The organism is Flagellimonas sp. (assembly GCF_965233845.1).
In the GTDB taxonomy this organism is placed as follows: Bacteria; Bacteroidota; Bacteroidia; order Flavobacteriales; family Flavobacteriaceae; genus Flagellimonas.
The window spans coordinates 3,929,724-3,952,564 of the sequence record NZ_OZ247584.1 but is presented as its reverse complement, the minus strand read 5'-3'; the positions used below and the strand labels follow the sequence as shown (position 1 = coordinate 3,952,564).

The 22,841-nt window shown below is 42.3% G+C and carries 15 protein-coding genes; 8 read left to right on the top strand and 7 right to left on the bottom strand.

Annotation, left to right across the window (positions count from 1 at the left end; all coding sequences use genetic code 11):
- Position 1: 1 nt before the first annotated feature.
- Positions 2-1,192 carry a phosphoglycerate kinase gene (locus tag ACO6S0_RS17595; protein ID WP_422349597.1) on the bottom strand — a complete coding sequence of 397 codons (1,191 nt, stop codon included), beginning with the start codon at positions 1,190-1,192 and terminating at the stop codon, positions 2-4.
- A gap of 132 nt (positions 1,193-1,324) precedes the next feature.
- On the opposite strand from ACO6S0_RS17595, the gene ACO6S0_RS17590 reads away from it, so the two are divergent.
- From ACO6S0_RS17590 to ACO6S0_RS17580, 3 genes are read left to right on the top strand one after another with little or no spacing between them, the layout of a single operon-like run.
- Positions 1,325-2,476 (top strand): ATP-binding protein, encoded by a 1,152-nt coding sequence (locus tag ACO6S0_RS17590; RefSeq protein WP_422349596.1) that lies wholly within the window; start codon positions 1,325-1,327, stop codon positions 2,474-2,476.
- 12 nt (positions 2,477-2,488) lie between these two features.
- A complete protein-coding gene (locus ACO6S0_RS17585; RefSeq protein ID WP_422349595.1) occupies positions 2,489-2,884 on the top strand; it encodes a DoxX family protein in 396 nt (131 codons plus the stop codon).
- A gap of 22 nt (positions 2,885-2,906) precedes the next feature.
- Positions 2,907-4,898, top strand: a complete 1,992-nt coding sequence (locus ACO6S0_RS17580) for an amidohydrolase family protein (RefSeq protein ID WP_422349594.1) — start codon at positions 2,907-2,909, stop codon at positions 4,896-4,898.
- Positions 4,899-4,952: 54 nt separating this feature from the next.
- Here the strand turns inward: ACO6S0_RS17580 and ACO6S0_RS17575 are convergent, their stop codons facing one another.
- The 5 genes from ACO6S0_RS17575 to ACO6S0_RS17555 all read right to left on the bottom strand — a co-directional run bounded on the left by ACO6S0_RS17575 (position 4,953) and on the right by ACO6S0_RS17555 (position 11,860).
- Positions 4,953-5,459, bottom strand: coding sequence for an OmpH family outer membrane protein (locus ACO6S0_RS17575; protein ID WP_422349593.1), 507 nt, complete (start codon positions 5,457-5,459; stop codon positions 4,953-4,955).
- A gap of 239 nt (positions 5,460-5,698) precedes the next feature.
- Complete coding sequence (locus ACO6S0_RS17570; RefSeq protein ID WP_422349592.1) at positions 5,699-6,529, bottom strand: class I SAM-dependent methyltransferase; 831 nt, start codon at positions 6,527-6,529, stop codon at positions 5,699-5,701.
- 150 nt (positions 6,530-6,679) lie between these two features.
- Positions 6,680-8,548: a tRNA uridine-5-carboxymethylaminomethyl(34) synthesis enzyme MnmG gene (gene mnmG, locus ACO6S0_RS17565; protein ID WP_422349591.1), complete on the bottom strand. Its 1,869-nt coding sequence runs from the start codon at positions 8,546-8,548 to the stop codon at positions 6,680-6,682.
- A 2-nt stretch (positions 8,549-8,550) separates the two neighbouring features.
- A complete protein-coding gene (gene ybeY, locus ACO6S0_RS17560; RefSeq protein ID WP_422349590.1) occupies positions 8,551-8,970 on the bottom strand; it encodes an rRNA maturation RNase YbeY in 420 nt (139 codons plus the stop codon).
- Entirely contained in the window at positions 8,963-11,860 is a 2,898-nt protein-coding gene (locus ACO6S0_RS17555) for a hypothetical protein (RefSeq protein ID WP_422349589.1), read from the bottom strand. Before ACO6S0_RS17555 ends, ybeY begins: the two co-directional genes overlap by 8 nt.
- Positions 11,861-12,535: 675 nt before the next feature.
- Between ACO6S0_RS17555 and gltX the strand changes: the two genes are divergently transcribed.
- The 3 genes from gltX (at position 12,536) to ACO6S0_RS17540 (ending at position 16,354) form a co-directional block, all read left to right on the top strand.
- Positions 12,536-14,044, top strand: coding sequence for a glutamate--tRNA ligase (gene gltX / locus ACO6S0_RS17550; protein ID WP_422349588.1), 1,509 nt, complete (start codon positions 12,536-12,538; stop codon positions 14,042-14,044).
- Positions 14,045-14,102: 58 nt separating this feature from the next.
- The gene (locus ACO6S0_RS17545) at positions 14,103-15,326 is read left to right on the top strand and encodes a hypothetical protein (RefSeq protein WP_422349587.1); all 1,224 of its coding nucleotides are present in this window, start codon (positions 14,103-14,105) and stop codon (positions 15,324-15,326) included.
- Between the two features lie 98 nt (positions 15,327-15,424).
- Positions 15,425-16,354, top strand: coding sequence for an SPFH domain-containing protein (locus tag ACO6S0_RS17540; protein ID WP_422349586.1), 930 nt, complete (start codon positions 15,425-15,427; stop codon positions 16,352-16,354).
- Between the two features lie 217 nt (positions 16,355-16,571).
- Here ACO6S0_RS17540 and ACO6S0_RS17535 read toward each other — a convergent pair whose 3' ends face one another.
- The gene (locus ACO6S0_RS17535; RefSeq protein ID WP_422349585.1) at positions 16,572-18,257 is read right to left on the bottom strand and encodes a glutamine--tRNA ligase/YqeY domain fusion protein; all 1,686 of its coding nucleotides are present in this window, start codon (positions 18,255-18,257) and stop codon (positions 16,572-16,574) included.
- 259 nt (positions 18,258-18,516) lie between these two features.
- Here ACO6S0_RS17535 and ACO6S0_RS17530 point away from each other — a divergent pair, with 259 nt between their 5' ends.
- Together ACO6S0_RS17530 and ACO6S0_RS17525 are read left to right on the top strand one after the other, a co-directional pair.
- A complete protein-coding gene (locus ACO6S0_RS17530; RefSeq protein WP_422349584.1) occupies positions 18,517-20,778 on the top strand; it encodes a gliding motility-associated C-terminal domain-containing protein in 2,262 nt (753 codons plus the stop codon).
- Positions 20,779-20,783: 5 nt separating this feature from the next.
- Positions 20,784-22,841, top strand: coding sequence for a PorP/SprF family type IX secretion system membrane protein (locus ACO6S0_RS17525; protein WP_422349583.1), 2,058 nt, complete (start codon positions 20,784-20,786; stop codon positions 22,839-22,841).

Here is a 22,841-nt window from a genome sequence, read left to right as displayed (position 1 = left end):
GTTAGCCCAATATTGCAGCAATTCCAGGTAGGGTTCTGCCCTCTAAACTCTCCAGCATGGCACCTCCTCCAGTAGATACATAACTGACCTTGTCCTGAAACCCAAATTGCTTCACGGCGGCTACGGAGTCCCCTCCGCCAACCAAAGAAAACGCCCCGCTTTGGGTAGCTTCGTCAATAGCATTTCCCACAGCGATGGTTCCCTTGGCAAAGCTTTCCATTTCAAAAACACCTACAGGTCCATTCCAAAGTATGGTCTTGGATTCCAAAATAACTTGCTTGAAGTTTTCCAGAGTTTGTGGTCCGGCATCCAGACCCTGCCAGCCATCGGGAATCTGATTCACATCCATAAATTGGGTATTGGCCCCGTTATCAAATGCGTCCGCGGCCAAGACGTCCACGGGTAAATGAATCTTTACTCCTTTTTCATCGGCCTGCTTTAAAATGTCCAAGGCCAATTCCATTTTGTCGTCCTCGCAAATAGAATCGCCTACCGTACCTCCCTGGGCTTTGACAAACGTATAGGTCATTCCGCCACCAATGATCAAGTTATCCACCTTGTCCAAAATATTTTCGATAATGGTGATCTTGGATGAAACTTTGGCCCCGCCCAAAATGGCGGTAACAGGTTTCTCTCCTGTTTGCATCACTTTTTCAATCGCTTTGATTTCCTTGGCCAACAAATACCCAAAGCATTTGGCATCCGTAAAATAGTTGGCTACTATGGTTGTTGAGGCATGTGCTCTATGCGCTGTTCCAAAGGCATCATTTACATAAATGTCCCCTAACTGGGAAAGCGATTCTGCAAAACTTGAATCCCCTTTCTCTTCTTCCGCATAGAAACGAAGGTTTTCCAAAAGCAATACCTCGCCATCCTGTAACTCGGAGACAGCAGCTTCCGCAGTGTCTCCAATACAGTCATTGGCAAATTTTACCTGTACCCCAATAATTTCTGAAACCTTTTCAACGATATGGGACAATGACATGTCCGGATTGGCCTGCCCTTTGGGCCGACCCAAATGACTCATCAAAACAGCAGCTCCACCGTCTTCCAAAACCTTAAGAATGGTTGGCTTGGCCGCCTCAATTCTACTGGTATCGGTTACATTGAAATCCCCATCCAACGGCACATTAAAATCAACACGGATCAGTGCTTTCTTCCCTTCAAAATTATAATCATCTATGGTCTTCATCTATCTTGGTTTAAGGTAAGCCCAAATGTAAAGATTTCCTACTTTCTCCACCTTGGGGATGTGCCATATTTTTAAACTTTCAACAAAAAAGATGGGAAACCACACAGAACCTAAAAAATGTATCTTTGGCTTATGCTGTTCAAAGACGTTTTGGGGCTCGAGCATATAAAAAAACACCTGGTGACCACTGCAGAAACCGGTAGGGTTGCGCATGCCCAACTTTTTGTTGGCCCTGAGGGTTGCGGAACACTTCCCATGGCCATTGCTTATGCGCAATACCTTCTTTGCGGAAACACTGGCGGAGAAAATGAGGGAGGCGATGTGGTCTGCAATACCAAGTGCCATTCACTTACCCATCCCGATCTTCATTTTGCATTTCCTGTTTCGAATTCAGATAAAGTTAAATCCCATGCGGTCAGTGATCATTATCTGGAAGAATGGCGACAGTTTGTGCAGGATCAACCTTATGGAAACCTCTTTGATTGGTACCGCTTGATCGGGATAGAAAAGAAGCAAGGTCAAATTGGAGTTGATGAAGCTCAGGATGTGGTTAAAAAACTCTCCTTAAAATCATACGAGGGGGGATACAAGGTTTTGATTATCTGGATAGCCGAAAAAATGAACATCTCCGCCTCCAACAAACTGCTGAAATTGATTGAGGAGCCTCCAGAAAAAACAGTTATTCTTCTAATTGCAGAGGATGAGGAGTTGATCATCAACACCATTCGCTCACGCTGTCAAATTTTACATTTTCCGCCCCTGCCCGAAACTGCAATCCTAAATGCATTGCTACAAAAGGGTGTGGCCGATTCCGAGGCCAATTCCATTGCACAAGAAGCCAACGGCAACTTCAACAAGGCACTGGATCTGCTCAACAAAGATTCCGAAGATCTAGTTTTTGAACGCTGGTTTGTACAATGGGTAAGAAGTGCCTTTAAGGCAAAAGGCAATAAAACGGCAATTCAAGAACTTATTATGTGGAGTGATGAAGTGGCCAAAACCGGACGGGAAGTACAAAAGCAATTTTTGCACTATTGTCTTACCGTAATGAGACAAGCCCTACTTCTGAATTACAATGCCAATGATTTGGTTTATCTAAAAATCCATTTGGAGGGATTTGATCTCAACAAGTTTGCTCCCTTTATACATGAAAACAACATCTTGGCCATAGTTGAGGAACTGGAAAAGGCCATTTTTCACGTGGAACGCAATGGGAATGCCAAAATCATCTTTACGGACCTGTCTATAAAACTAACTCGTCTGCTTCATACCAAAGCGGCATAAAACCAACATATCATGGAACACTTTACATCCAATGCGGCACAAGTACTTTTGCTCGCAGGCCTCACCATTACATTTTTACAGAGCGGATTTGACAAAATCTTGGATTGGAAGGGCAATCTAAGCTGGCTTACTGGACACTTTTCCAAAACGGTCTTCAAAGCCATGGTGCCCGTACTCCTTGGCGTGGTTCTTTTTGGGGAATTGGCTTCAGGGGTTTTATGTGCTATTGGTATTTATGAATTTCTGTATTCCGGAGGCGGCTCCATGGCATTTTGTGGTGCGATCCTTTCCTCCATCACCTTATTGATGCTGCTTCTTGGACAACGAATTGCCAAGGATTATGAAGGGGCCAAGACCATTGTCGTTTATCTTATTTTGGCCATCTTTTTGGTTTACATTCTACAATAACATTTTAGTCAAATTCAACCTCATGAAAACGTGTTTTCCCTTACTTCTGATAGCACTCTTGATTTCCTGTCAAGGATCCGACTCAACAAAGGAATATGCCTCCCAAACCTATCAAGTATACATGCGCGACAACCTTGCCGGTTCCCATACCAGTTCAATGGATTCCTTGGGCAACTATGTATATACTTTTGAGTTTAATGATCGGGGAAGAGGCCCTGAGATTTTGGAAAAAATCAAACTGGATAAGGCGGGCAACATTTCCTATTTGGAAATTACTGGAATCAATTATTTAAAAGATACCGTTGCAGAGGCCTATTCCTACCTGAATGGCTCAGCAGAATGGAAAAGCACCTCCGAAGCTGGTGAAAAAGCAACAGACGGCAGTCCATTTTATTCCAGTGTAAACAGTACACTTGGGGATAACGAATTGTTGATTCGTCGCCTGCTCTCTGCTGAAAACCATACCGTGGAATTACTCCCCAGTGGAACGGCCGCCATTTCAAATATTGAAACCATCACTGTGGATTCCATTCCTTTGCGTTTGGTTGAAATCACAGGTTTTGGGTTTACCCCATTCTATGAATGGATTGATGAGGATAATCGGATTTTTGCCTCCGTCTCTTCCTGGTTGAGTATCATTTCCGAAGAACATTCCGGAATGATTGAATCCTTATTGGAAATCCAGAAGAAAAAGGAAGATGCATTTTTTGCTTCCTTGGCCAAGGAACTAACAGAAACTCCCGAAGCTAAAACCCTGATTCAAAATGTGAACCTGTTCGATGCAAAAAATGGACGTATTGTTCCTGGCCAATATGTGGTGGTCAATGGGAACCAAATTGAATCAATTTCCAGCGTGGCTCCAAACCTTTCAGAAGGAACCAAAATAATCGATGGAACCGAGAAAACGCTCTTGCCAGGGCTTTTTGATAACCATTGCCATGTGCAAAAAGAGGATGGCATATTGCATTTGGCAGCTGGCGTGACCTCGGTTAGGGACATGGCCAATTCTATGGAGCTTCTGGAAATCAAAAAACAATTTGATGAAAACAGCAATATTGGGCCTCGGGTGGTTACCTTGGCTGGGTTCATAGATCAGAAAGGGCCCTTTGCTGGACCTGGCCTTACCATTACCAATGTTGCCGAAGGGGAAGAAGCAATCCAAAACTATAAGGACCACGGCTATCATCAAATTAAGCTCTACAGTTCCATTGATCCCTCCTGGGTAAAGCCACTTGTGCAAAAAGCCCATGATTTGGACATGAAGCTCAGTGGGCATATTCCTGCGCATATGTTGGCAGAAGATGCGATAAAAGATGGTTTTGATGAAATTCAGCACGTAAACATGGTCGCTTTGAACTTCTTGTCAGATACTATTGATACCCGAACGCCTTTGCGGTTTTCTGCTGTTGCCGAAAACACCCATAATTTGGATTTGGATGGGGTTGAATTCAAAGCATTTGTCCAACTTTTAAAGGAGAAAGAAATAGAAATAGACCCCACAGTTTCCATTTTTGAGGGTATGTTCTCTACAAAAGCTGGAGAGCCAGACCCCCAATTTGAAGCTATCATAGACCGTCTGCCCATCCAAGTTCAACGTGGCTATTATTCTGGGGGGCTTCCCATTCCCGAAGGGAAGGAGCAACAGTACAAGGATTCTTTTGCCAAACTCTTGGAAATTCTTGAGAACCTGCATTCCAATGGGGTCACGCTTCTTCCCGGTACAGACGCCATGCCAGGATTTGCTTTGCACAAGGAGTTGGAAAATTATGTGAAGGCCGGTATTCCTGCCAACGAAGTACTTCAACTCGCCACCATTGTATCCGCAAAAAATGTGGGTATGGACAATCGGTTGGGATCTGTTGAAAAAGGGAAAATGGCCGATCTGGTTTTGGTTGATGGAAATCCAGTTGAAAACATCAGTGATATCCGACGGGTGGAACTTACCATTAAGGACGGTAAAGTTTTCGATGCGAAGGAACTTTATGAATCCCTCGGTATTCAACATTACAAATAAAAAAAGCCCGTTCCAAAGAACGGGCCATTTCCTAATTTGATTTTTTCTTAGGTCTTACTTTTTGTACTTGTCGTTCAAGATTTTGACAATGGCATCTGTAAGGTTTTGAGGGTCTTGTCCGTAAAGCACGGCGCCTCCTGTTCCCCCAGTAAGAATATAGGTGAAGCCGTTGGCTTTTCCATACTCCTTAACTTCCTTTCTTACTTTGCTTACCAATGAGTCCATTTCGGTTTGACTGCTCAACTGTAATTGCTGTTCTTCCTGTTGTAGTTGCTGTCCCATAAATTGCCCTCTTTGTTGCAACAAGGCGTATTCCTCCTGAGCACTTTTCTGGGACATTTTTTGCGATTTGGTCTGAAACTCCTGAAGCTCCAATTGAAAAGCTTGGGAAATACTATCCCTTTTTTTGGTCAAGGCATCAACCTTGGTTTTGTACTTTGCCTCAATATCTACCTTCTCCTGATAATCGTCCAGCAGTTTTACATTATCTACATATCCAATTTTGTTCTGTTGACAAGCCATTGCGCTCATCGCCAAAACAACCATCACTAATTTTTTCATCTTTTTCTTTTAAGGATGCGCTAAAATAGAAAAGCTTTTTTAATGCTCCTCATTATCTTTTTGATAAGTCGTTATGGCCCAAATCAAGGCCTATAGAAAACATCTATTGTTCCAGGGGGAGTCGATAAGGTTCAATTATTTTCTTGAAGTCTTAACACGCATACTGTGCGCTTATTTTTTGAACACGGGCAATAGGTTTGCTATAAAGCCCGAAATGTCCGTAAATCAGCTTAAAATGGCTATTGCCTCTTTTTGATGAGGTAGATCACTGAGGAATACTCCTTGCTAAACCAAGCACTCATATTGGACCATAGGCCTATGGCAAATGCTTTGAAGAAATAGAATTTGTTTCCCTTGTACTTTTCTGATAGCAGGGATACGTAGAAGGAATCAAAAATCATTGGATGTGTTTGGATTACCTCCATTTGATGCCGCTCAAACAATTTGGAAATGGATGTTCGTGAAAAATGCCATAAATGTCTAGGTGCATCATAAGCGGCCCAATGCGATTTGTAGTGTTTGGCATCAAAGGATTTATAGTTTGGTACGGCAACAACCAATAAGCCATCCTCTTCCAAAAGCTCCTTTAATTCCTCCAGCTGCCCATCCAAATTTGGAAGGTGTTCCAATACATGCCATAACGTAATTACCCCATACTTACTGCCTTTTAAATTCGAAAGGCTTTCACTGAGTTCAATTCCCTTTTGTTTGGCTCTGTCCCTAGCTTTTTGATTAGGTTCTACGCCATAAACTTCAAATCCCCTTTCTTTTGCGGTGGCTAAAAAATCCCCTGTGCCGGCACCAAAATCTAGGAGACTTTTACTTCTAATATTCTGATTTTCAGCTATTTGAATTTTTCTTCCTAGATTAAACCTCTTTACAAGCTGATATAACTTGTCCACAACGGAAGTCTTCGCGTCTGTATGGGATATATAGGCTTCACTTTCGTAATACCGAAACAGATCTTCTGGTTGTGGTTGTGTAACCAGCATATCCAATTCCGAATCATAGAGCAAATCAAACTCTTCATTGGAGACGGAATAATCTTTGGTTTTAAGAAACAACTTCATAAAAGGGTGACAACTAAACTTCTTTACTGGGATTTCGAAGATACACTATAAGCTTGTTTGAACAGAACAAGATTCTCCAGATATTCCCTGTGGAAAGAAACTAATAAAATAATCAAGGGTATATTTTGTTCCACGTGGAACATTTTTGGTCTATCTTCCCAAGAAAACCAAAAGAACACTAATATCCGAAGGAGAAACACCACTTATTCTAGAAGCTTGAGAGATTGTAACAGGTTTTATCACTTTTAATTTTTCCCTGGCTTCAGATGAAAGCGATTTTAACTGGGCATAATCAAAGTTTTCAGGAATTCGAACATTTTCTAAGCGATGTAACTTATCTGCATTGTTTTTTTCCTTTTCGATGTAACCTGAATATTTTACTTGTATCTCGGCTTGCTCTAAAATTTCAGAATTAAAATCATTTTCATCCACGAATTTTGAAACGGACTCCAATTGTAGCATATGATCCATAGTTACCCTTGGTCTGGAAAAAACCTTAAACAACTTATCCGATTGTTTCACTTTGGAAGAATCCAATGACTCTAAAATTGGATTTATCTCCTCTGGAACAAAACTAGTTTTTCTAAAAAACTCAATGAACTTATCGGACTGAGCTTCTTTTTGTTCCATCTTTCTCATTCGCTCCTCCGTTGCCAACCCAATCTCATGGCTTTTGGGGGTAAGTCTTAAATCAGCATTGTCTTGACGCAGTAAGGTTCTGTATTCTGCCCTTGATGTAAACATTCTATAGGGCTCCTCGGTTCCTTTGGTAATCAAGTCATCAATCAACACCCCTATATAGGCTTCATCTCTTTTAAGCACAAAAGGCTCCTTTTGGTTAATCTTAAGATGCGCATTGATTCCAGCCATGAGTCCCTGGGATGCCGCCTCCTCATATCCCGTAGTTCCATTTATCTGGCCCGCAAAGTAGAGGTTGTCCACCAATTTGGTTTCTAAGGTGTGCCGTAGTTGAGTTGGAGGGAAATAATCATACTCAATAGCATAACCAGGCCTAAAAAACTTAACCTCTTCAAATCCTTTTACAGATTTTAAGGCCTTATACTGGATGTCTTCAGGCAACGAAGTTGAGAAACCATTTACATAAACCTCAACCGTATTCCATCCTTCTGGCTCCACAAAAATTTGATGGGAATCTTTGTCAGCAAACCGATTTATTTTATCCTCAATGGACGGACAATATCTAGGCCCAATACTTTTTATTCTTCCGTTGAACATAGGAGATCGGTCAAAACCTTCTCTCAACAAATCATGAACCAGCGCACTTGTGTGGGTCATATGACAGTCCCTCTGAGAAGTCAATTTTTGGGTGTCCAAATAGGAGAACTTTTCCGGTTTTTCATCTCCTGGTTGCGGAATCATCTTGGAATAATCCAGCGATCTTCCATCAACTCTTGGTGGTGTTCCCGTCTTCATCCTGCCACTATCAAAACCAAAATCAACTAGCTGTTCAGTAATACCCGTGGCAGCCTTTTCCCCTGCTCTACCACCGCCAAATCGTTTTTCTCCAATATGAATCAATCCATTCAAAAAAGTCCCGTTTGTAAGTACGACAGCCTTCGCCCTAATGTCAATTCCTAAAGAAGTTCTAACACCAACGATTTTGCCATTCTCTTCCAACAGTCCAGACACCATTTCCTGATAGAAATCGGCATTTGGAGTTCCTTCCAAAGCAATCCTCCATTCTTCAGCAAATCTCATTCTGTCATTCTGTGCCCTAGGGCTCCACATGGCAGGGCCTTTAGACTTATTGAGCATCTTAAATTGTATTGCAGACTTGTCCGTTATAATACCGCTATAACCTCCCAACGCATCAATTTCCCTTACAATCTGGCCCTTTGCAATACCGCCCATGGCCGGATTACAAGACATCTGACTAATGGTTTGCAGATTCATAGTCACCAGTAAAGTCCTAGAGCCCATGTTGGCGGCCGCAGCCGTAGCTTCAGCTCCAGCATGTCCGCCACCAACAACTATTACATCGTATTCCTTATCAAACATACCTATGGTTCCACGTGGAACAATTTAATCTTTTCCTCTTCCTTCTGTCGCATGACTTTGGCATCATCTATGCTTTTGTCCTTATATCCCATAAGGTGCAGCACACCGTGTGCCATCACCCGCTTCAGCTCATTTTCAAAAGCCTCTTCAAATGCCATTGAATTCTCCATTACCCTATCAACAGATATAAAAATATCGCCCGAAATCCGGTTTGTATCTGTGTAGTCAAATGTAATTATGTCGGTAAGAGTGTCGTGATTCAAGTACTCCTGATTTAGTTCCAGTAAGTACTCGTCGGAACAAAATATATAATCAATCTCACCACAGACAAAAGCTTCAGAATGAAGAACCTTTTCTATCCAATCAACATATTTTACTGACTCCTCAAGTTCAAAATCGGTTTTATAATGAAACTCAATCATTATTGAAATAACCCTTTACCCTGTTTTCATAATTTCGCCGCAAAGGTAAGGCTTGTCTGTTTAAAATCTCAATGTTATTGTTCCCCCTATTCAAAAGTGATGGCTTGGTAGTTATAGGGTTAGCGAACTCATCATTACTGGTATCACTTTCTCTTTCTTTCTTCTCTCCCTGTTTCAATGCAGCATTCTCCAGCTTCAGCAACTCATGCTGGATTTGGTTCACCTTGTTTTGGGTGCGTTGGGTAATCCCATTTTCCAATAAATCATTTTCAAAATCTTCCATCTGCCTAACTAGCTTTTTAGCCAAATTTCTGTCTGCCTTCTCAATCAAATTATTTAACTGCTCCTCCAATTCCCTTCGCAGTGCCTGTTGCCGTTTATAAATCTCATAGATTTCATTCAATCCCAATTCATCCTCCTGACCAGATCCATTTTGGCCACCGGGTTCCGAACCCTGACCTTCTTCTCCACTTTTACCTTCTTTGCTGCCCTGCTTGCTACCTTCCTGCTGTCCATTACTTCCATCTTCACTTCCATCCTTGCCATCACCATTTTCACCCCCTTGTTCACCCTCCTTGCCCGATTTACCCTGACCTGAGGAACCGTTCATTTTATCCTTTACACTCTGCTGTCCTTGAATAATGTCCGGAAGTTGAAAATCATTTCCCTGACCACCTCCTTGACCAGGCTTCATACTCTGCTGCATATTCCCCAAAACATCTGCCAAAAACTCAGCCAATGAATTAGTGGCATTAATCACATATTGCTGATATGAAGCACCCTTATAAATTTGGTTGTCGGCAATACTTTCCAAAGCCTTATCAATGTTATAATAAACCTCGGTTATCTCCTCATTAACAAACTCAGATAATTCAACCCTGCGTAGAGACAGCGCAAACAAGCTGTCATCCACATGTTCAAACAGTCTCCTAAGTTCCTTCTGATCCCTAACAGTTTCAGAGAAGCGTGAAATATCAACATCTGCCTCACTAACCTTGTCAAACAGGGTTTCCTGCTTGAATGAAAACACTACTAAATTGTCCAACACCTGCCGTAACATTTCCGCATCCTCCACGATGTCAGACCCGCCGCCACCAGAGGAGCTTTCACCTAGAGCTTCACTCATTTCCTTCATTTTCTGGGCAGCAGACTTCTGTTTCTGTTTTACCTTATTGGCTCTTTCCCTTTCCTCCTCATCACTTATGCCCTGTTCACTTTCAGTGCCGTTCTGTATCTCCTTCAATGCATCCTTTTGGTCCTCCCTAACCCCATCTTGATCCTTCGGTGTAACCTCAAGACCAACAGGCTTACGTAAATCCTGATCATCCTTCCTTAGTTCATCAAGTTCATTGGACAATTGCTCAAACTTATCATTCAAATCCCTTTGACGTTCATCATCCAAATTCTCTCCAAATTCCTCTTCCGAAAGCTTGCTTTGCTCCCCAGACAACTTATCAAGTTCCTGTGAAAGCCACTTCATCTTCTCTGTTACATAATACCTTTTTGTGAGTTCAAGAATCTGCTCCAGATTTCGAGCACCAGAATTTTGCTTTTTGCCAAGTTCCTCAAGCTTACTCTTTAATTCCTCCTTGTTGATCTTATCCGCTATCTTGTTAAGTTCCTCCAATAACATTTTATTCTTCCTAGCTTCCAATTCTTGCCGTTCCAAACGTTCTTCAAGCATTCTCTTAAATTCGTCATTTCTATCAGATTCAGAAACACTCCTTTTTAAATCCTTAGCAAACTTCTCCATCATTAATTCCCGAGCCTGTTGCTTTTGTAACAGTTCCCTTATCTCCCCCTCCTTTTCAAAAGACGAATTCTTGTTCACAACTTCCTTCTTGTTAAACTCACTTACCGCCTGGCCATTATTTTTATACTCCAACAAAGACCTTTCAAAATCTCTCAAACTTTGTTTGGAATTCTCTAACTCATTGTCTTTCAGTTCTTTATTGTCATGAATTTTCGTTTCAAACGTCCGACTTCTAGAAACTTTTCCCCCTCGAAGACCATCGTTATCAACCACCTCAAAGTAAATGAGATAATCCTGCCCCTCTTCCAAGCTCAATCCAGAAGGAAACGTATAATAAAATTCCCTTACCGCAGTATTGGGTCGCTCCAAAACCAGCCTTTGAGTCTCCCCTTTACTACCTACGGCACTACACACCACCCTTATCTCCCTAATCCCGTAATCATCATTGGCCAAGCCGGTATACCAAAGCACATTAGGGTTCAATGAGTCCACCGCTTGTTCCATATTTAATGTAGGATAAGCATCCTTCACTACCTCTATCTCATATCCCAATCGCTCATAATCCTTAACGTCCCCGTTTGAGGTTGATACCTCGTACCTAAAATCTTCAAAAATCTGCCTTTGCCATAGAAATCCATCATCCAATCGACCCATCAAAACTAACGTGTCGGCATAACCAAAACTAACTTCGTCAACATTGTTTCCCTCTATCATCCATTCTATTCGGGTTCCTTCAGGTACTACACCATTACCTGTACCCGAAATCACATCATCAGCCATGGCCAAATAAGCAGGATACTTCAACTTCATAACAAAATCCTTTAGAACCGGACTCTGTAATTTGCGTATCGCATAAACCCTGGAATCCCAACCATTCGCAGTAAAATGAAAGCTGATATCCCCACTAAATGAATTAACCAAATGAACAAAGGAACTTCCATCCCACTTCATTAAAATCTCCTTGCCCTCAGTAACCAAGAAAACATCCTCCGGAATAGCATCGCCAACAACCCCTACCTTAATCTCTAACGGCTCTGAATCCAAAACCTCAAGCTTATCATTTAAAAGAACAAACTTAAAAGGAGCGGGTCTTTCATAGGCAACATCATAATTGATAATTCGAGAATGGGAACTCATAAAAGAACTTATGTCCCCTAGCATCCAAAAACCAACCAATATAACAGCCGGGATAAGCAAATATCTCCAATATCTAAATCCTTCCATTACCTTAACAGCACGAGCAAAAGGAATAGGTTTCAAGTCCTTTGCCCGCTGATCAATACTAGCCAACAAAAGTTCACTGGAGTTTGTGTCATCCGCTAGATCTAACAGATTATGAAGTCGGTCACTAACATTTGGAAAATGTATGGAAATAATTTTTGCAGCATCCCTATTTGAAATTCCCCTTCTTAAGCCAAACAGGAAAATCAAAGGAACAACAACGAATTGATACAAAAGTGCCAACTCCGCTACTACGAAGACGCTTAACAAAACAAGCCGGCCAAGCTGATTTAACCACAACATATATTCCAAGGACAAAACAAGTATCCAAAACAATAAGCCCAAAGACAAGAAAAGTAGTACTCCCTTAATTAGGCGCTTGGTATAGAACTTTTTTGTGAAGTCCTCCAGCTTATCCAATATGTGTTGATACTCACCCAACTCTTTTATATTTATAACCAAGATACCCGATACAACACAATACAATCGAAAATTATTTGTTAAAACCCATACAAAAAGCCCAAAACAGATACGATTAGGCCTTTTTTCGTCTTTTAAACCGAACTATCTTTGCAGGCAAATCAAATTTCTATGCCCACTAAAGTTCGGGTTCGCTTTGCACCCAGCCCAACAGGCCCATTGCATATTGGCGGTGTTCGTACCGCCCTCTTTAACTATCTGTTTGCTAAAAAACATAACGGAGATTTTGTCCTCCGTATTGAGGACACCGACCAAAATAGGTATGTAGAAGGTGCCGAAGACTATATTATTGAAGCACTAAATTGGTGTGGAATTCCGTTTGACGAAGGCCCTGGAAAAGAGGGTGGATTTGGCCCCTATCGTCAAAGCGAGCGTAAAAACCTCTATAAAAAATATGCGCTTCAACTCCTAGGTCAAGGACATGCCTATTACGCCTTTGATACTCCAGACGCCCTTGATGGCCACAGAAAAGATCATGAGGCCAAGGGGAAGACCTTTATTTATAACTGGCACAACCGATTAAAACTGACCAACTCCCTCTCCCTTTCCGCAGTGGAGGTCCAAACCCGACTGGATTCTGGGGAGCCTTATGTCATCCGTTTTAAAACACCGCAGGATCAACTTCTAGAGTTACAGGACAGCATAAGAGGGACCATAAAAATCGACACCAACGTCCTGGACGACAAAATCCTTTTCAAAAGTGATGGGATGCCTACCTATCATTTGGCCAATATTGTGGATGACCATTTAATGGAAATTTCACATGTCATCCGTGGAGAAGAGTGGTTGCCATCTTTAGCCCTGCATCAACTCCTTTACGACTCATTTGGATGGAAAGCGCCTGAGTTCGCACACCTTCCATTGATCATGAAACCTGAAGGGAAAGGGAAGCTTAGCAAACGAGATGGAGAGAAAGGTGGTTTCCCCATATTTCCATTATCCTGGAACGACTCTGAAGGCTATAGAGAAGCTGGGTACTTTCCCGAGTCTGTTGTCAACTTTCTGGCACTGCTTGGATGGAATCCAGGCACCGAACAGGAGATCTTCGATTTACCTTCATTAGTAGATAGTTTTAGTCTAGACCGCGTAAACAAATCGGGGGCGCGTTTTGATCCAGAAAAAACAAGATGGTACAACCATCACTATCTGCAACAAAAAAGCAATGAAGGTCTGGCATCCGATTTAATGCCCATTCTGGCAGGACAAATGAAAACGGATAAACTGCCGGACAAGGCTTACATTACTACAGTGGTTGAACTTATTAAAGAACGGGCGGACTTTACTAAAGATCTTTGGGAACTAGGGAACTTCTTTTTCCAAGCTCCCGCTTCTTACAACGAAAAAGCGGTTAAGAAACAATGGAAGGAGGATACATCCAATCTAATGATACAAGCAGCAAACCTTATTTCCCAAACCGATGATTGGAGTTCATCATCATTGGAATCCAACATCAAAACTTGGATAACGGACAATGAACTTTCCTTCGGAAGGATCATGGGTCCACTAAGGCTCCTATTGGTGGGTGATCTAAAAGGCCCCCATTTGTTTGACATCATTGCCTTGTTGGGCAAGAAAGAATCGATAAACCGCATTGAATTGGGGATAAAAGCCCTTGATTAAGCCCGCAGAAAAATAAATTCCTACTTTTAGGAAGATAACCAACCTTCCTAAAAACCTCATGTACAAGTACATACATTTAGTGCTTCTTCTTGTATGCATTATAGTGGTGTCCCCCTTTCAGACCACTTCAGCCCAAAATAAACGTCAGGACCTCCACCTAAAAAATGGTATTTCCAAACCCAACACCTTGGCCACCCATCCTTTTGGAATACTGTTTTATACTTTGCCCCATAATTTTAAATCCAGACCAGACAATGCAACACTGTTAGACATTCACCTGAGTAGCGGAAATATCTGGGGGCAAGCCGTTGATGTTTTTGTCCCAAGTCTAGCAACAGATCAAGCAAGAATGGAAGCTCTATCATTTTACAGCCGTGATTTCCGATTCAATCCCTCAGAGAGTCCATCCGAATATTACTTCTTCCAATATGATGGTGTAATCAAGGATTTCCGGTTGACCCTATCCATTCCGTTGGACGAACAAAACGAACTTAGGGTTTCCACCCGATCCTTTCTATTGACTAAGGGCAAATTTCCGTTTTCAACCATAACAGGAGACCAGTTTATTGAGTTTTTTCATAGCAATGTGGCTGGTGGTGAGGATCCCTTTGGGCGGAGGGTTGTGGGAATGGATCAGGCACAAATCCAATACATTGACCGTCACGGCAACTCCTTTAACCTAATGGAAGATTCCTTCATATTCTCGGGAATCGAAACTGCCTTCTACACCTATTCCAACTTGTTTGCCAAACATCATGTAATCATCAACTTTGGTGCACACGCCGGACTAAACCTTAGCTCCATAAATACGTCCCTGGATCTGGGAGCCTCCATAGGAGGAACAAAAAACTTCAGTCCAAATCACAAAGGGCAATTTTTGGCCGGATTCGGTCTCAACATTTTAAAAAAAAGGACGGTCGGTTTTAACAGCAATCAGGTTGATTTGGGAACCAGTTCAGTCTTTGGGAGTTTTGAAGGCCATTTGGAATACTCCAAGCAAACCCCGAAAGGCACCCACCATTCCTTTGGGTTGAACTATCGTATACAAACTCCGTACAACAACAAAAAGGAGGAGAGTCATTATGTTCCATCGAGCCCTGACCGGATTGCCAGATGGCACGAAGCCGCCCGACACCTGTATAAATTTCCAAGCTATTGGTCCTTAATCTACTCCTTTACCAAGAAAACTGAAATATCAGTCTATCTACAACAGGACATGTTGGTCAACAACGCCCCAGACATACAATTGGGCGCGAACTTGAAAATTCCTATTTCATTTTAATACCATCTGCCGCGCATTGTAACAAATGCGTGAATTTGCCTACCTATCATATTGAAGGGTTTCGTACCTTAAACGTCTAATCTAAAATCTATTTATCCATGAGCAATTTTTTCTTGTACCCACTTCTCATAATAGTAGGGCTCTTGTTTTTCATCTCCCTCGTTTTCATCGTTAAACAACAAACTGCGGTGCTTATAGAGACCTTTGGAAAATTTACCAGTGTGAGACACTCTGGAATTCAGTTCAAAATCCCTTTCATTCAACGAATAGCTGGAAGATTAAGCCTTAAAATTCAACAGCTGGATGTTATTGTAGAAACCAAAACCTTGGACGATGTTTTTGTAAAATTGAAAGTTTCTGTTCAGTATGTAGTTATCAGGGAAAAAGTTTACGAGGCTTTCTATAAGCTTGAATATCCACATGATCAAATTACCTCCTACGTTTTTGATGTGGTGCGTGCAGAAGTTCCGAAGATGAAGTTGGATGATGTCTTTGTTAAAAAGGATGATATAGCCATTGCCGTTAAGTCCGAATTACAAGATGCCATGTTGGAATATGGATATGATATTATCAAAACTTTGGTTACGGATATTGACCCTGATGCCCAAGTGAAGGAAGCCATGAACCGAATCAACGCTTCTGAACGGGAAAAAATTGCAGCCCAATTTGAAGGTGATGCCGCAAGGATTCTTATTGTGGAAAAAGCCAAGGCCGAGGCTGAGAGCAAAAGACTGCAGGGACAGGGTATCGCCGACCAACGACGCGAAATTGCCAGAGGTTTGGAAGAATCTGTTGAGGTCTTGAACAAGGTTGGCATCAACTCGCAAGAGGCATCCGCCTTGATCGTGGTTACACAACATTACGACACCTTGCAATCCATAGGTGAGGAAACCAACACCAACTTAATTTTATTGCCCAACTCCCCACAAGCTGGAAGCGATATGTTGAACAATATGGTGGCTTCATTTACAGCAAGTAATATGATTGGGGAGCAGATGAAAAAAACAAATCCAAAAAAGGAGTCTTAGTTCGGTCATAAATTATTTATCGATAAAAAATCCCGGTTTGCTTGGTAAACCGGGATTTTTCATTGAAACTTTAAATAAGCGCCTCTGATAAACGATCTGACCCAAAAATATATCAGTGGTTTGACAAATTCCAACTTGCCCTCAAACAAGCTTAAAACCAGCCAGCAAAATAGTAAAAAACAATGGTGTGTTGTTTTAGGAATAACAAAAATCTATATCACTTTTTTTGCTCCAATTTCGCCCAAGTATCCCTTAAAGTTACCGTCCTGTTGAAAACCAAATTTTCCGAAGAGGAATCCAAGTCTACATTAAAATATCCCAATCGCTGAAACTGAAACCGATCACCAGGTTGGGCATCTCTAAGGCTTGGTTCCAAAAACCCAGTAACCTTTTGCAATGAATTGGGATTCACAAACTCCATAAAGTCTCTATCCTTATGTCCGTCAGGATTTGGATCATTAAAAAGACGATCGTACAATCTCACTTCTGCTTCTATCGCATGTGGAATCGAGACCCAATGTAAAGTTCCCTTTACCTTTCTCAAACTTTCCTCTGTTCCACTGCCACTTTTGCTTTTGGGATCATAGGTGCATTGAACCTCTATGACATTTCCTTCTTCATCCTTGGTGCAGCTTTCCGCTTTAATGATGTATCCATTTTTTAACCGAACCTCTCCTCCAAGTTTCAGTCTAAAAAACTTGCGATTTGCTTCTTCCCGAAAATCCTCTTTTTCTATATACAATTCCCTAGAAAAAGGAATCTTTCGACTCCCAGCAGATGGGTCTTCTGGATTGTTTTCCGATTCCAGCCATTCCTCATCGCCCTCCTCATAATTAGTGATAACAACTTTGAGCGGATTCAGAACTGCCATAACCCTCGGCACAATTTTATTTAGATGCTCCCGGACATGAAATTCCAGTAAGGAAACATCCACAACATTCTCACGCTTTGCTATTCCAATAGTGTCAGCAAAGTTTCTAATGGATTCGGGAGTATATCCTCTTCTTCTCAATCCGGAGATGGTTGGCATTCGTGGATCATCCCATCCAGATACATCGCCATTCTCCACCAATTGAAGCAACTTTCGTTTGCTTACAACGGTATGACTAAGGTTTCTCCTTGCAAACTCCCGCTGTTTAGGGCGCAGCTTTTTTGAATCTACCAATTGGTCTAAAAACCAATCATAAAGCTCACGGTGTGGCAGAAACTCCAATGTACAAAGGGAATGTGAGACTTGTTCAATATAATCGCTCTCCCCATGCGTCCAGTCGTACATAGGATAAATACACCAATCGGTATTTGTTCTGTGATGGGCTTTGTGCAGAATACGGTACATGATGGGATCCCGCATCAACATATTGGAAGAGCCCATGTCGATTTTCGCCCTAAGCACATGCTCACCTTCCTTGAATTCGCCATTTTTCATGGCCTCAAAAAGGCTAAGGTTTTCTTCAACGGATCTGTTCCTAAAGGGGCTTTCTGTTCCTGCTTCGGTCGGTGTTCCTTTCTGATTCGCGATTTCTTCAGAAGTTTGGCTATCCACATAAGCCTTTCCCTTCTTGATCAACTCTACAGCCCAATTGTAGAGCTGCCCAAAATAATCAGAGGCATAGCATTCCGTGTCCCAGGTGTATCCCAACCACTCAACATCGGCTTTGATTGCCTCAACATACTCCCGTTCCTCCTTGGCTGGATTGGTGTCATCAAATCTCAAATTGACAGGGGCATCATATCTCAAACCCAATCCAAAATTGAGGCAAATAGAGCTGGCATGACCTATGTGCAGGTATCCATTGGGCTCTGGGGGGAAACGAAATCGAAGGTCCTTTTTGGCATAACCATCCTTCAAATCATCCTCGACAATATGCTCTATAAAATTTAATGATCGCTCTTCTTCCGACATATTCTAAAATTGAAGCGCAAATGTAGCAAAATGTAGGGTTTATAGCTATTCCAACCCCATAAGTGTATACAAAGAAAGCCATTTCACAACACTTTTACAGCCCCCTACAACAATATCTTTCTGTTCGACGAAAATAAAAGCATATTTGTTATTAGAACATTATATGGAATAGTTGGCGCTTTTGGCGCCCTCATAACTGAACAACATTAAGGGGCACAACATAGGCATTATTGCCACAACCCTCTTAAAACTAACGCTGATGAGGAAAACTAGTTCATATAACATCATTTTTGTGATAGGCTTCACAATGATGTTACTTGGTGCAAATATGCTAACTGCCCAAGTACTCAACAAACCTGTTGCGGCGGACAATCCCAATCTTGCAGGTAACTCTGCCTGGACCGCTGCCTGTGCTTCCGATAGTTTCAACGAATATTTTGTCAACTTTACTTGGAGCCCACCCTTGGTGGCTTCCGACAACGAATTTGTTTTAGAACTTTCCGATGCCAATGGAAACTTTGGCTCCCCAATTGAGCTTGCCCGTGTAGATGACAAAAACGCAACATTCGACTTTGAATTCGAGTTCCAGGTCCCCAACGAGGTTCGAGGAGAAAGCTACAAAATGAGGGTCAGAAGTACCAATCCAGCCAAGACCAGTCCGCCTTCTGATGCATACCCTATGCACTTCGTGGATTTTAGTTCACCTTTACTTATTAGTCAAGATGGAAGTGGTGACATCCCTCCTGGAGGTAGCATACAACTTTGTGGTGCGGGTGATGTAACCTTGGAACCGCATAACATATCCAATGCCGACACCTACATCTATAATTGGTATAGAAGTGGAACGTTGCTCGCAGAAAAAGGTGCGAGTATAACTGTTTCTACTCCTGGTATGTACTATGTTGAATTGGATTACGGGTCGGTTTGTTCAGGGTCCGCCAACACCCTCTCCAACACCATTGAAATCACAACGGGTTCAAGTTCAGGCATTGCATTGAATGGCTCTGATGATGTAGGCCTTTGTGCAGGTGATACCTATCAATTGGAAGCAAATATTAGTGGAATGGGGCTAACCTATACTTGGTATAAGGATGGATCTGTTGTTTCGGGGCCAACCTTGGAACAGACCACATTTGATATTAACACCTCCGTTTCAGGTTTTGAAGGTTCTTACGAAGTTGAAGTAGATGGGCCATCGGCCTGTTTGGAGCGTTCTGCCTCTGTGGTAATAAGAAACTTAGGCGACTTTGAGGTAACACGGGAAAACGATTCCAATATAGTGCTCCTGCCGTCGCAAACAAAAACGCTTTCCGCCTCATCAACAGCAACCAGCCCATCATATCAATGGTACAAGGATGGTTCGCCGATTACCGATGCCACAAATTCAAGTTTGGAAATCAGTGAAATAGGTGATTACCATGTTCGCGTCATCGAAACTGGAGGTGGATGTTCGGCTTCCCCAGTGGATTCTCCTACCACCACAGTTGAGGCACCTGAATCCTTTGAGTTTGTTGTGGAATATGCTGGAGCCTATACTTCTTGCCAAACTGGCGATGTGACCCTAAGCTTGTTGCGCATCAATGCCGTAAGTGATTCAGGAGCCAAGACGGATGTCACTTCAGAACTGGAATCCGTCTTTACATATCAATGGATGCATGATGGAAGCCCAGTTTCTGGAGAAACGTCCAAAACCATGACCATTTCCAATTTTGAGAATAACGGAGACTACTCCTTAACAGGTACAGTTGATAGCTTCAATGCTACATCCAATGGCCTTGATGTTACCATGTCTGCCGGCACAACCTTGTCTATTTCAGCAAACGGTACCGTTCTGTGCGAAGGAGCTGACCCTATTCGGTTTGACACTTCCGAAAGCTTGGGAGGTGAGACCTTTGAATGGTTAAGGGATGGTGAAGTCATTGACACAGCCACAGAAAGCATTACAGCCACGGAAGTAGGAGTTTATCAACTGCGAATTCTTACCCATGATTGTCCAATTGTTTCCAATGAACTTGAGGTTCGCGCTTTTGACGAATCCTTGTTGAGCTTAGATCGCCCAGAGGAACTTATTATTGTTGAAGGCGATACAGAAACTATTACTGCAAGTGGGGCTGAGTCCTATCAGTGGTTCGATGCTGAAAACAACCTTCTAGGGGCCCAAGATTCCTATGGCTTTCAGGAAGAGGGTGAATACCTATTGGTGGCCAGTTTTGGAAACTGTACAGTTAGCAGGGTCATTAACGTAACCTATAGAGACCTATTTGCAATCCCAAATGTGATTACAGCCAATGGGGATGGAATCAACGATTTGTGGGTATTGCCCAATAGCTACTCAAGACAAGACGACGTGCTTGTAACCATATATGACGAACGAGGTAAAGAGGTTTTTAGTCAGACCAATTATGAAAACAACTGGCCTCAGTCCGTCACCCAATTCAACAAACTAAACATGATTTTCTACTACCGGGTAACTCGTGAAGGGGAAAGTCTGAAACAAGGAACCATAACAGTCATTAGATAAAGCGAATGCGCACCAACAAACCTCTACTAATACTAACCTTCTTACTGCTTGCTTTTTCTGGAATCCGCGCCCAGGAAGAGACTCCCTTTGTGGTATATGATGTGCCGTCCCAAAACTTGTTGAAATTCAACAGGTTTTTGATAAACCCTACATTTTCTACCGTTAGGGAGGACAAATCCTATATCAACCTTTTTCATAGAAACCAATCGGTATCTTTTGATGACAACAATCAGGTATACTTTTTAAGTTATAGCGGAAGGGTAAGCGATAGAAGTGGTGTTGGGCTTAGCCTATTTACCAATAGGGAGGGGCTTTTCAACAATTTTGGTGTGCATGCAAATTACGCCTATGGCATACGATTAAGTCCAAAAAGCAATTTCACATTTGGTGCCAATATTTCCTATTATCAGAGCTCTTTCAATCAAGACAGGGCCAATGCTCTGGACAACGATCCTTTCTTAAACTCATTGGAGAGCAGCTCATTGGTATTATTTCAGCCAGGATTCAACCTTTCCTTCGGAAATTTTGATTTTGGGGGTTATGCCGAAAACCTGTTCGATTACAACCTTAAATCCAGTGAATCTGTAACGGAATTTGATGAAAAGACCTTCTCGGGTCATTTGCAATACACCCATACGTTTGAAAATGCCGCTGGAATTCTTGAGCAAGCACGTTTAATGCCTTTGGCCAGGGCCAGGGTAACCGGCCAAAATGACGTGACTCTCGGCGGAAACCTCATCCTTGACCTTCCAAAACTTGGATGGATTCAAGCGGGGTATGATGATTTCTATGGAGCTTCCGCAGGTCTTGGTTTCAATTTAAACAAGAACCTTTCCATAGGCTATACGGTAGAAAAGGGATTGTCCAGCAACTTTGAAAACTTTGGGGTGAGCCATGAAGTTTCCCTTGCTTATTCCTTTACGCCCAACCTAACCGAAAACCGTGTGTTATTGGATGACGAACTTGATTTGGTTTCATCTGACAGCATTCCACAAGAAAACCTAAGCCTTACTGAGAAAGACTTGGAAATAGTGCGCTTGCAGAACAAGCTGGCCGAAAACGATGCCATTTTGGACGAACTATTGCTACGCCAAGATTCCATGGAACAGGCCAGGGTGGGCGACCTAGAAAAAAGGTTCGAAACCGTTATGAAAATGGTTAGACGTGAAACTAGGGGAGAACGACCCGACCTTGAACAAAAGGCCAAAGAGGTCTACTTTGCCAATATGGATAGCACGGATATTGTTTCCAAGCGACCTGTACAACCTCTTGCCAATCACGGTCTTACAAATACAACCGCTGCAAAGAAAGTCATTCGTTTAAGTGATTCAAAAAACAAAGCAGTGGCCAGAACCTCAACGGTTAAAAAAGACAAGACGACCAGGGCTTCGGTCAAGAAGAACACAAGGTTCCGACCGTTTAATATTCCCAATGTGGAAAGCGGTCACTATCTGATTGCCAATGTGTTTAAAAATCCAAACAATGCAGACGCATTTGTGGCCAAGCTTCAAAGCCAGAACATCAACGCAGATTCCTTTGTAAACCCGCGAAACGGAATGATCTACGTATATCTGGAAGGATTCAAGAACAAAAGTGAAGCGCTTGGTGCTTACCACTCCCAGCTCAATGGCACATACAATGGCGATGCGTGGGTAATGAACGTTAATGGCATTGACGCCCTTAATCATATAGCCCCTAGACCACAAGGTGCTTCCTCAAAATATGGGGACAACACCTTGACCAAAAATGTGACCAAGACAAATAGCACAGGAAGCGGTCAGGTTACCTTTAAAACATACAAAATCAATGGCCTTGGCTCTGGATTCTACATCATAGCCAATGTCTTTGAAAAGCCTTCCAATGCCAGGAGGTTTGTTAGGGAATTGAACTCTCGCGGCTTAAACGCCAGCTATTTCATAAACCCAGAAAACAAGTTAAGGTATGTCTATCTCAAGAAACATGAGAATTGGACCAATGCCCTTACCTCATACTATTCCAAACTAAATGCCTCGTATGATGACGAAATGTGGATCATGCGGGTAAAACCAAACTCCCATAGTTAA

What these genes read in the sequence shown, in the direction of transcription:
- ACO6S0_RS17545 (WP_422349587.1), top strand. Translation starts at nt 14,103, where the DNA reads ATGTACAAGTACATACATTTAGTGCTTCTTCTTGTATGCATTATAGTG.
- ACO6S0_RS17570 (WP_422349592.1), bottom strand. Translation starts at nt 6,529, where the DNA reads ATGAAGTTGTTTCTTAAAACCAAAGATTATTCCGTCTCCAATGAAGAG.
- ACO6S0_RS17595 (WP_422349597.1), bottom strand. Translation starts at nt 1,192, where the DNA reads ATGAAGACCATAGATGATTATAATTTTGAAGGGAAGAAAGCACTGATC.
- ACO6S0_RS17575 (WP_422349593.1), bottom strand. Translation starts at nt 5,459, where the DNA reads ATGAAAAAATTAGTGATGGTTGTTTTGGCGATGAGCGCAATGGCTTGT.
- ACO6S0_RS17580 (WP_422349594.1), top strand. Translation starts at nt 2,907, where the DNA reads ATGAAAACGTGTTTTCCCTTACTTCTGATAGCACTCTTGATTTCCTGT.
- ACO6S0_RS17525 (WP_422349583.1), top strand. Translation starts at nt 20,784, where the DNA reads ATGCGCACCAACAAACCTCTACTAATACTAACCTTCTTACTGCTTGCT.
- ACO6S0_RS17535 (WP_422349585.1), bottom strand. Translation starts at nt 18,257, where the DNA reads ATGTCGGAAGAAGAGCGATCATTAAATTTTATAGAGCATATTGTCGAG.
- mnmG (WP_422349591.1), bottom strand. Translation starts at nt 8,548, where the DNA reads ATGTTTGATAAGGAATACGATGTAATAGTTGTTGGTGGCGGACATGCT.
- ybeY (WP_422349590.1), bottom strand. Translation starts at nt 8,970, where the DNA reads ATGATTGAGTTTCATTATAAAACCGATTTTGAACTTGAGGAGTCAGTA.
- ACO6S0_RS17540 (WP_422349586.1), top strand. Translation starts at nt 15,425, where the DNA reads ATGAGCAATTTTTTCTTGTACCCACTTCTCATAATAGTAGGGCTCTTG.
- ACO6S0_RS17585 (WP_422349595.1), top strand. Translation starts at nt 2,489, where the DNA reads ATGGAACACTTTACATCCAATGCGGCACAAGTACTTTTGCTCGCAGGC.
- ACO6S0_RS17530 (WP_422349584.1), top strand. Translation starts at nt 18,517, where the DNA reads ATGAGGAAAACTAGTTCATATAACATCATTTTTGTGATAGGCTTCACA.
- ACO6S0_RS17555 (WP_422349589.1), bottom strand. Translation starts at nt 11,860, where the DNA reads ATGAGTTCCCATTCTCGAATTATCAATTATGATGTTGCCTATGAAAGA.
- ACO6S0_RS17590 (WP_422349596.1), top strand. Translation starts at nt 1,325, where the DNA reads ATGCTGTTCAAAGACGTTTTGGGGCTCGAGCATATAAAAAAACACCTG.
- gltX (WP_422349588.1), top strand. Translation starts at nt 12,536, where the DNA reads ATGCCCACTAAAGTTCGGGTTCGCTTTGCACCCAGCCCAACAGGCCCA.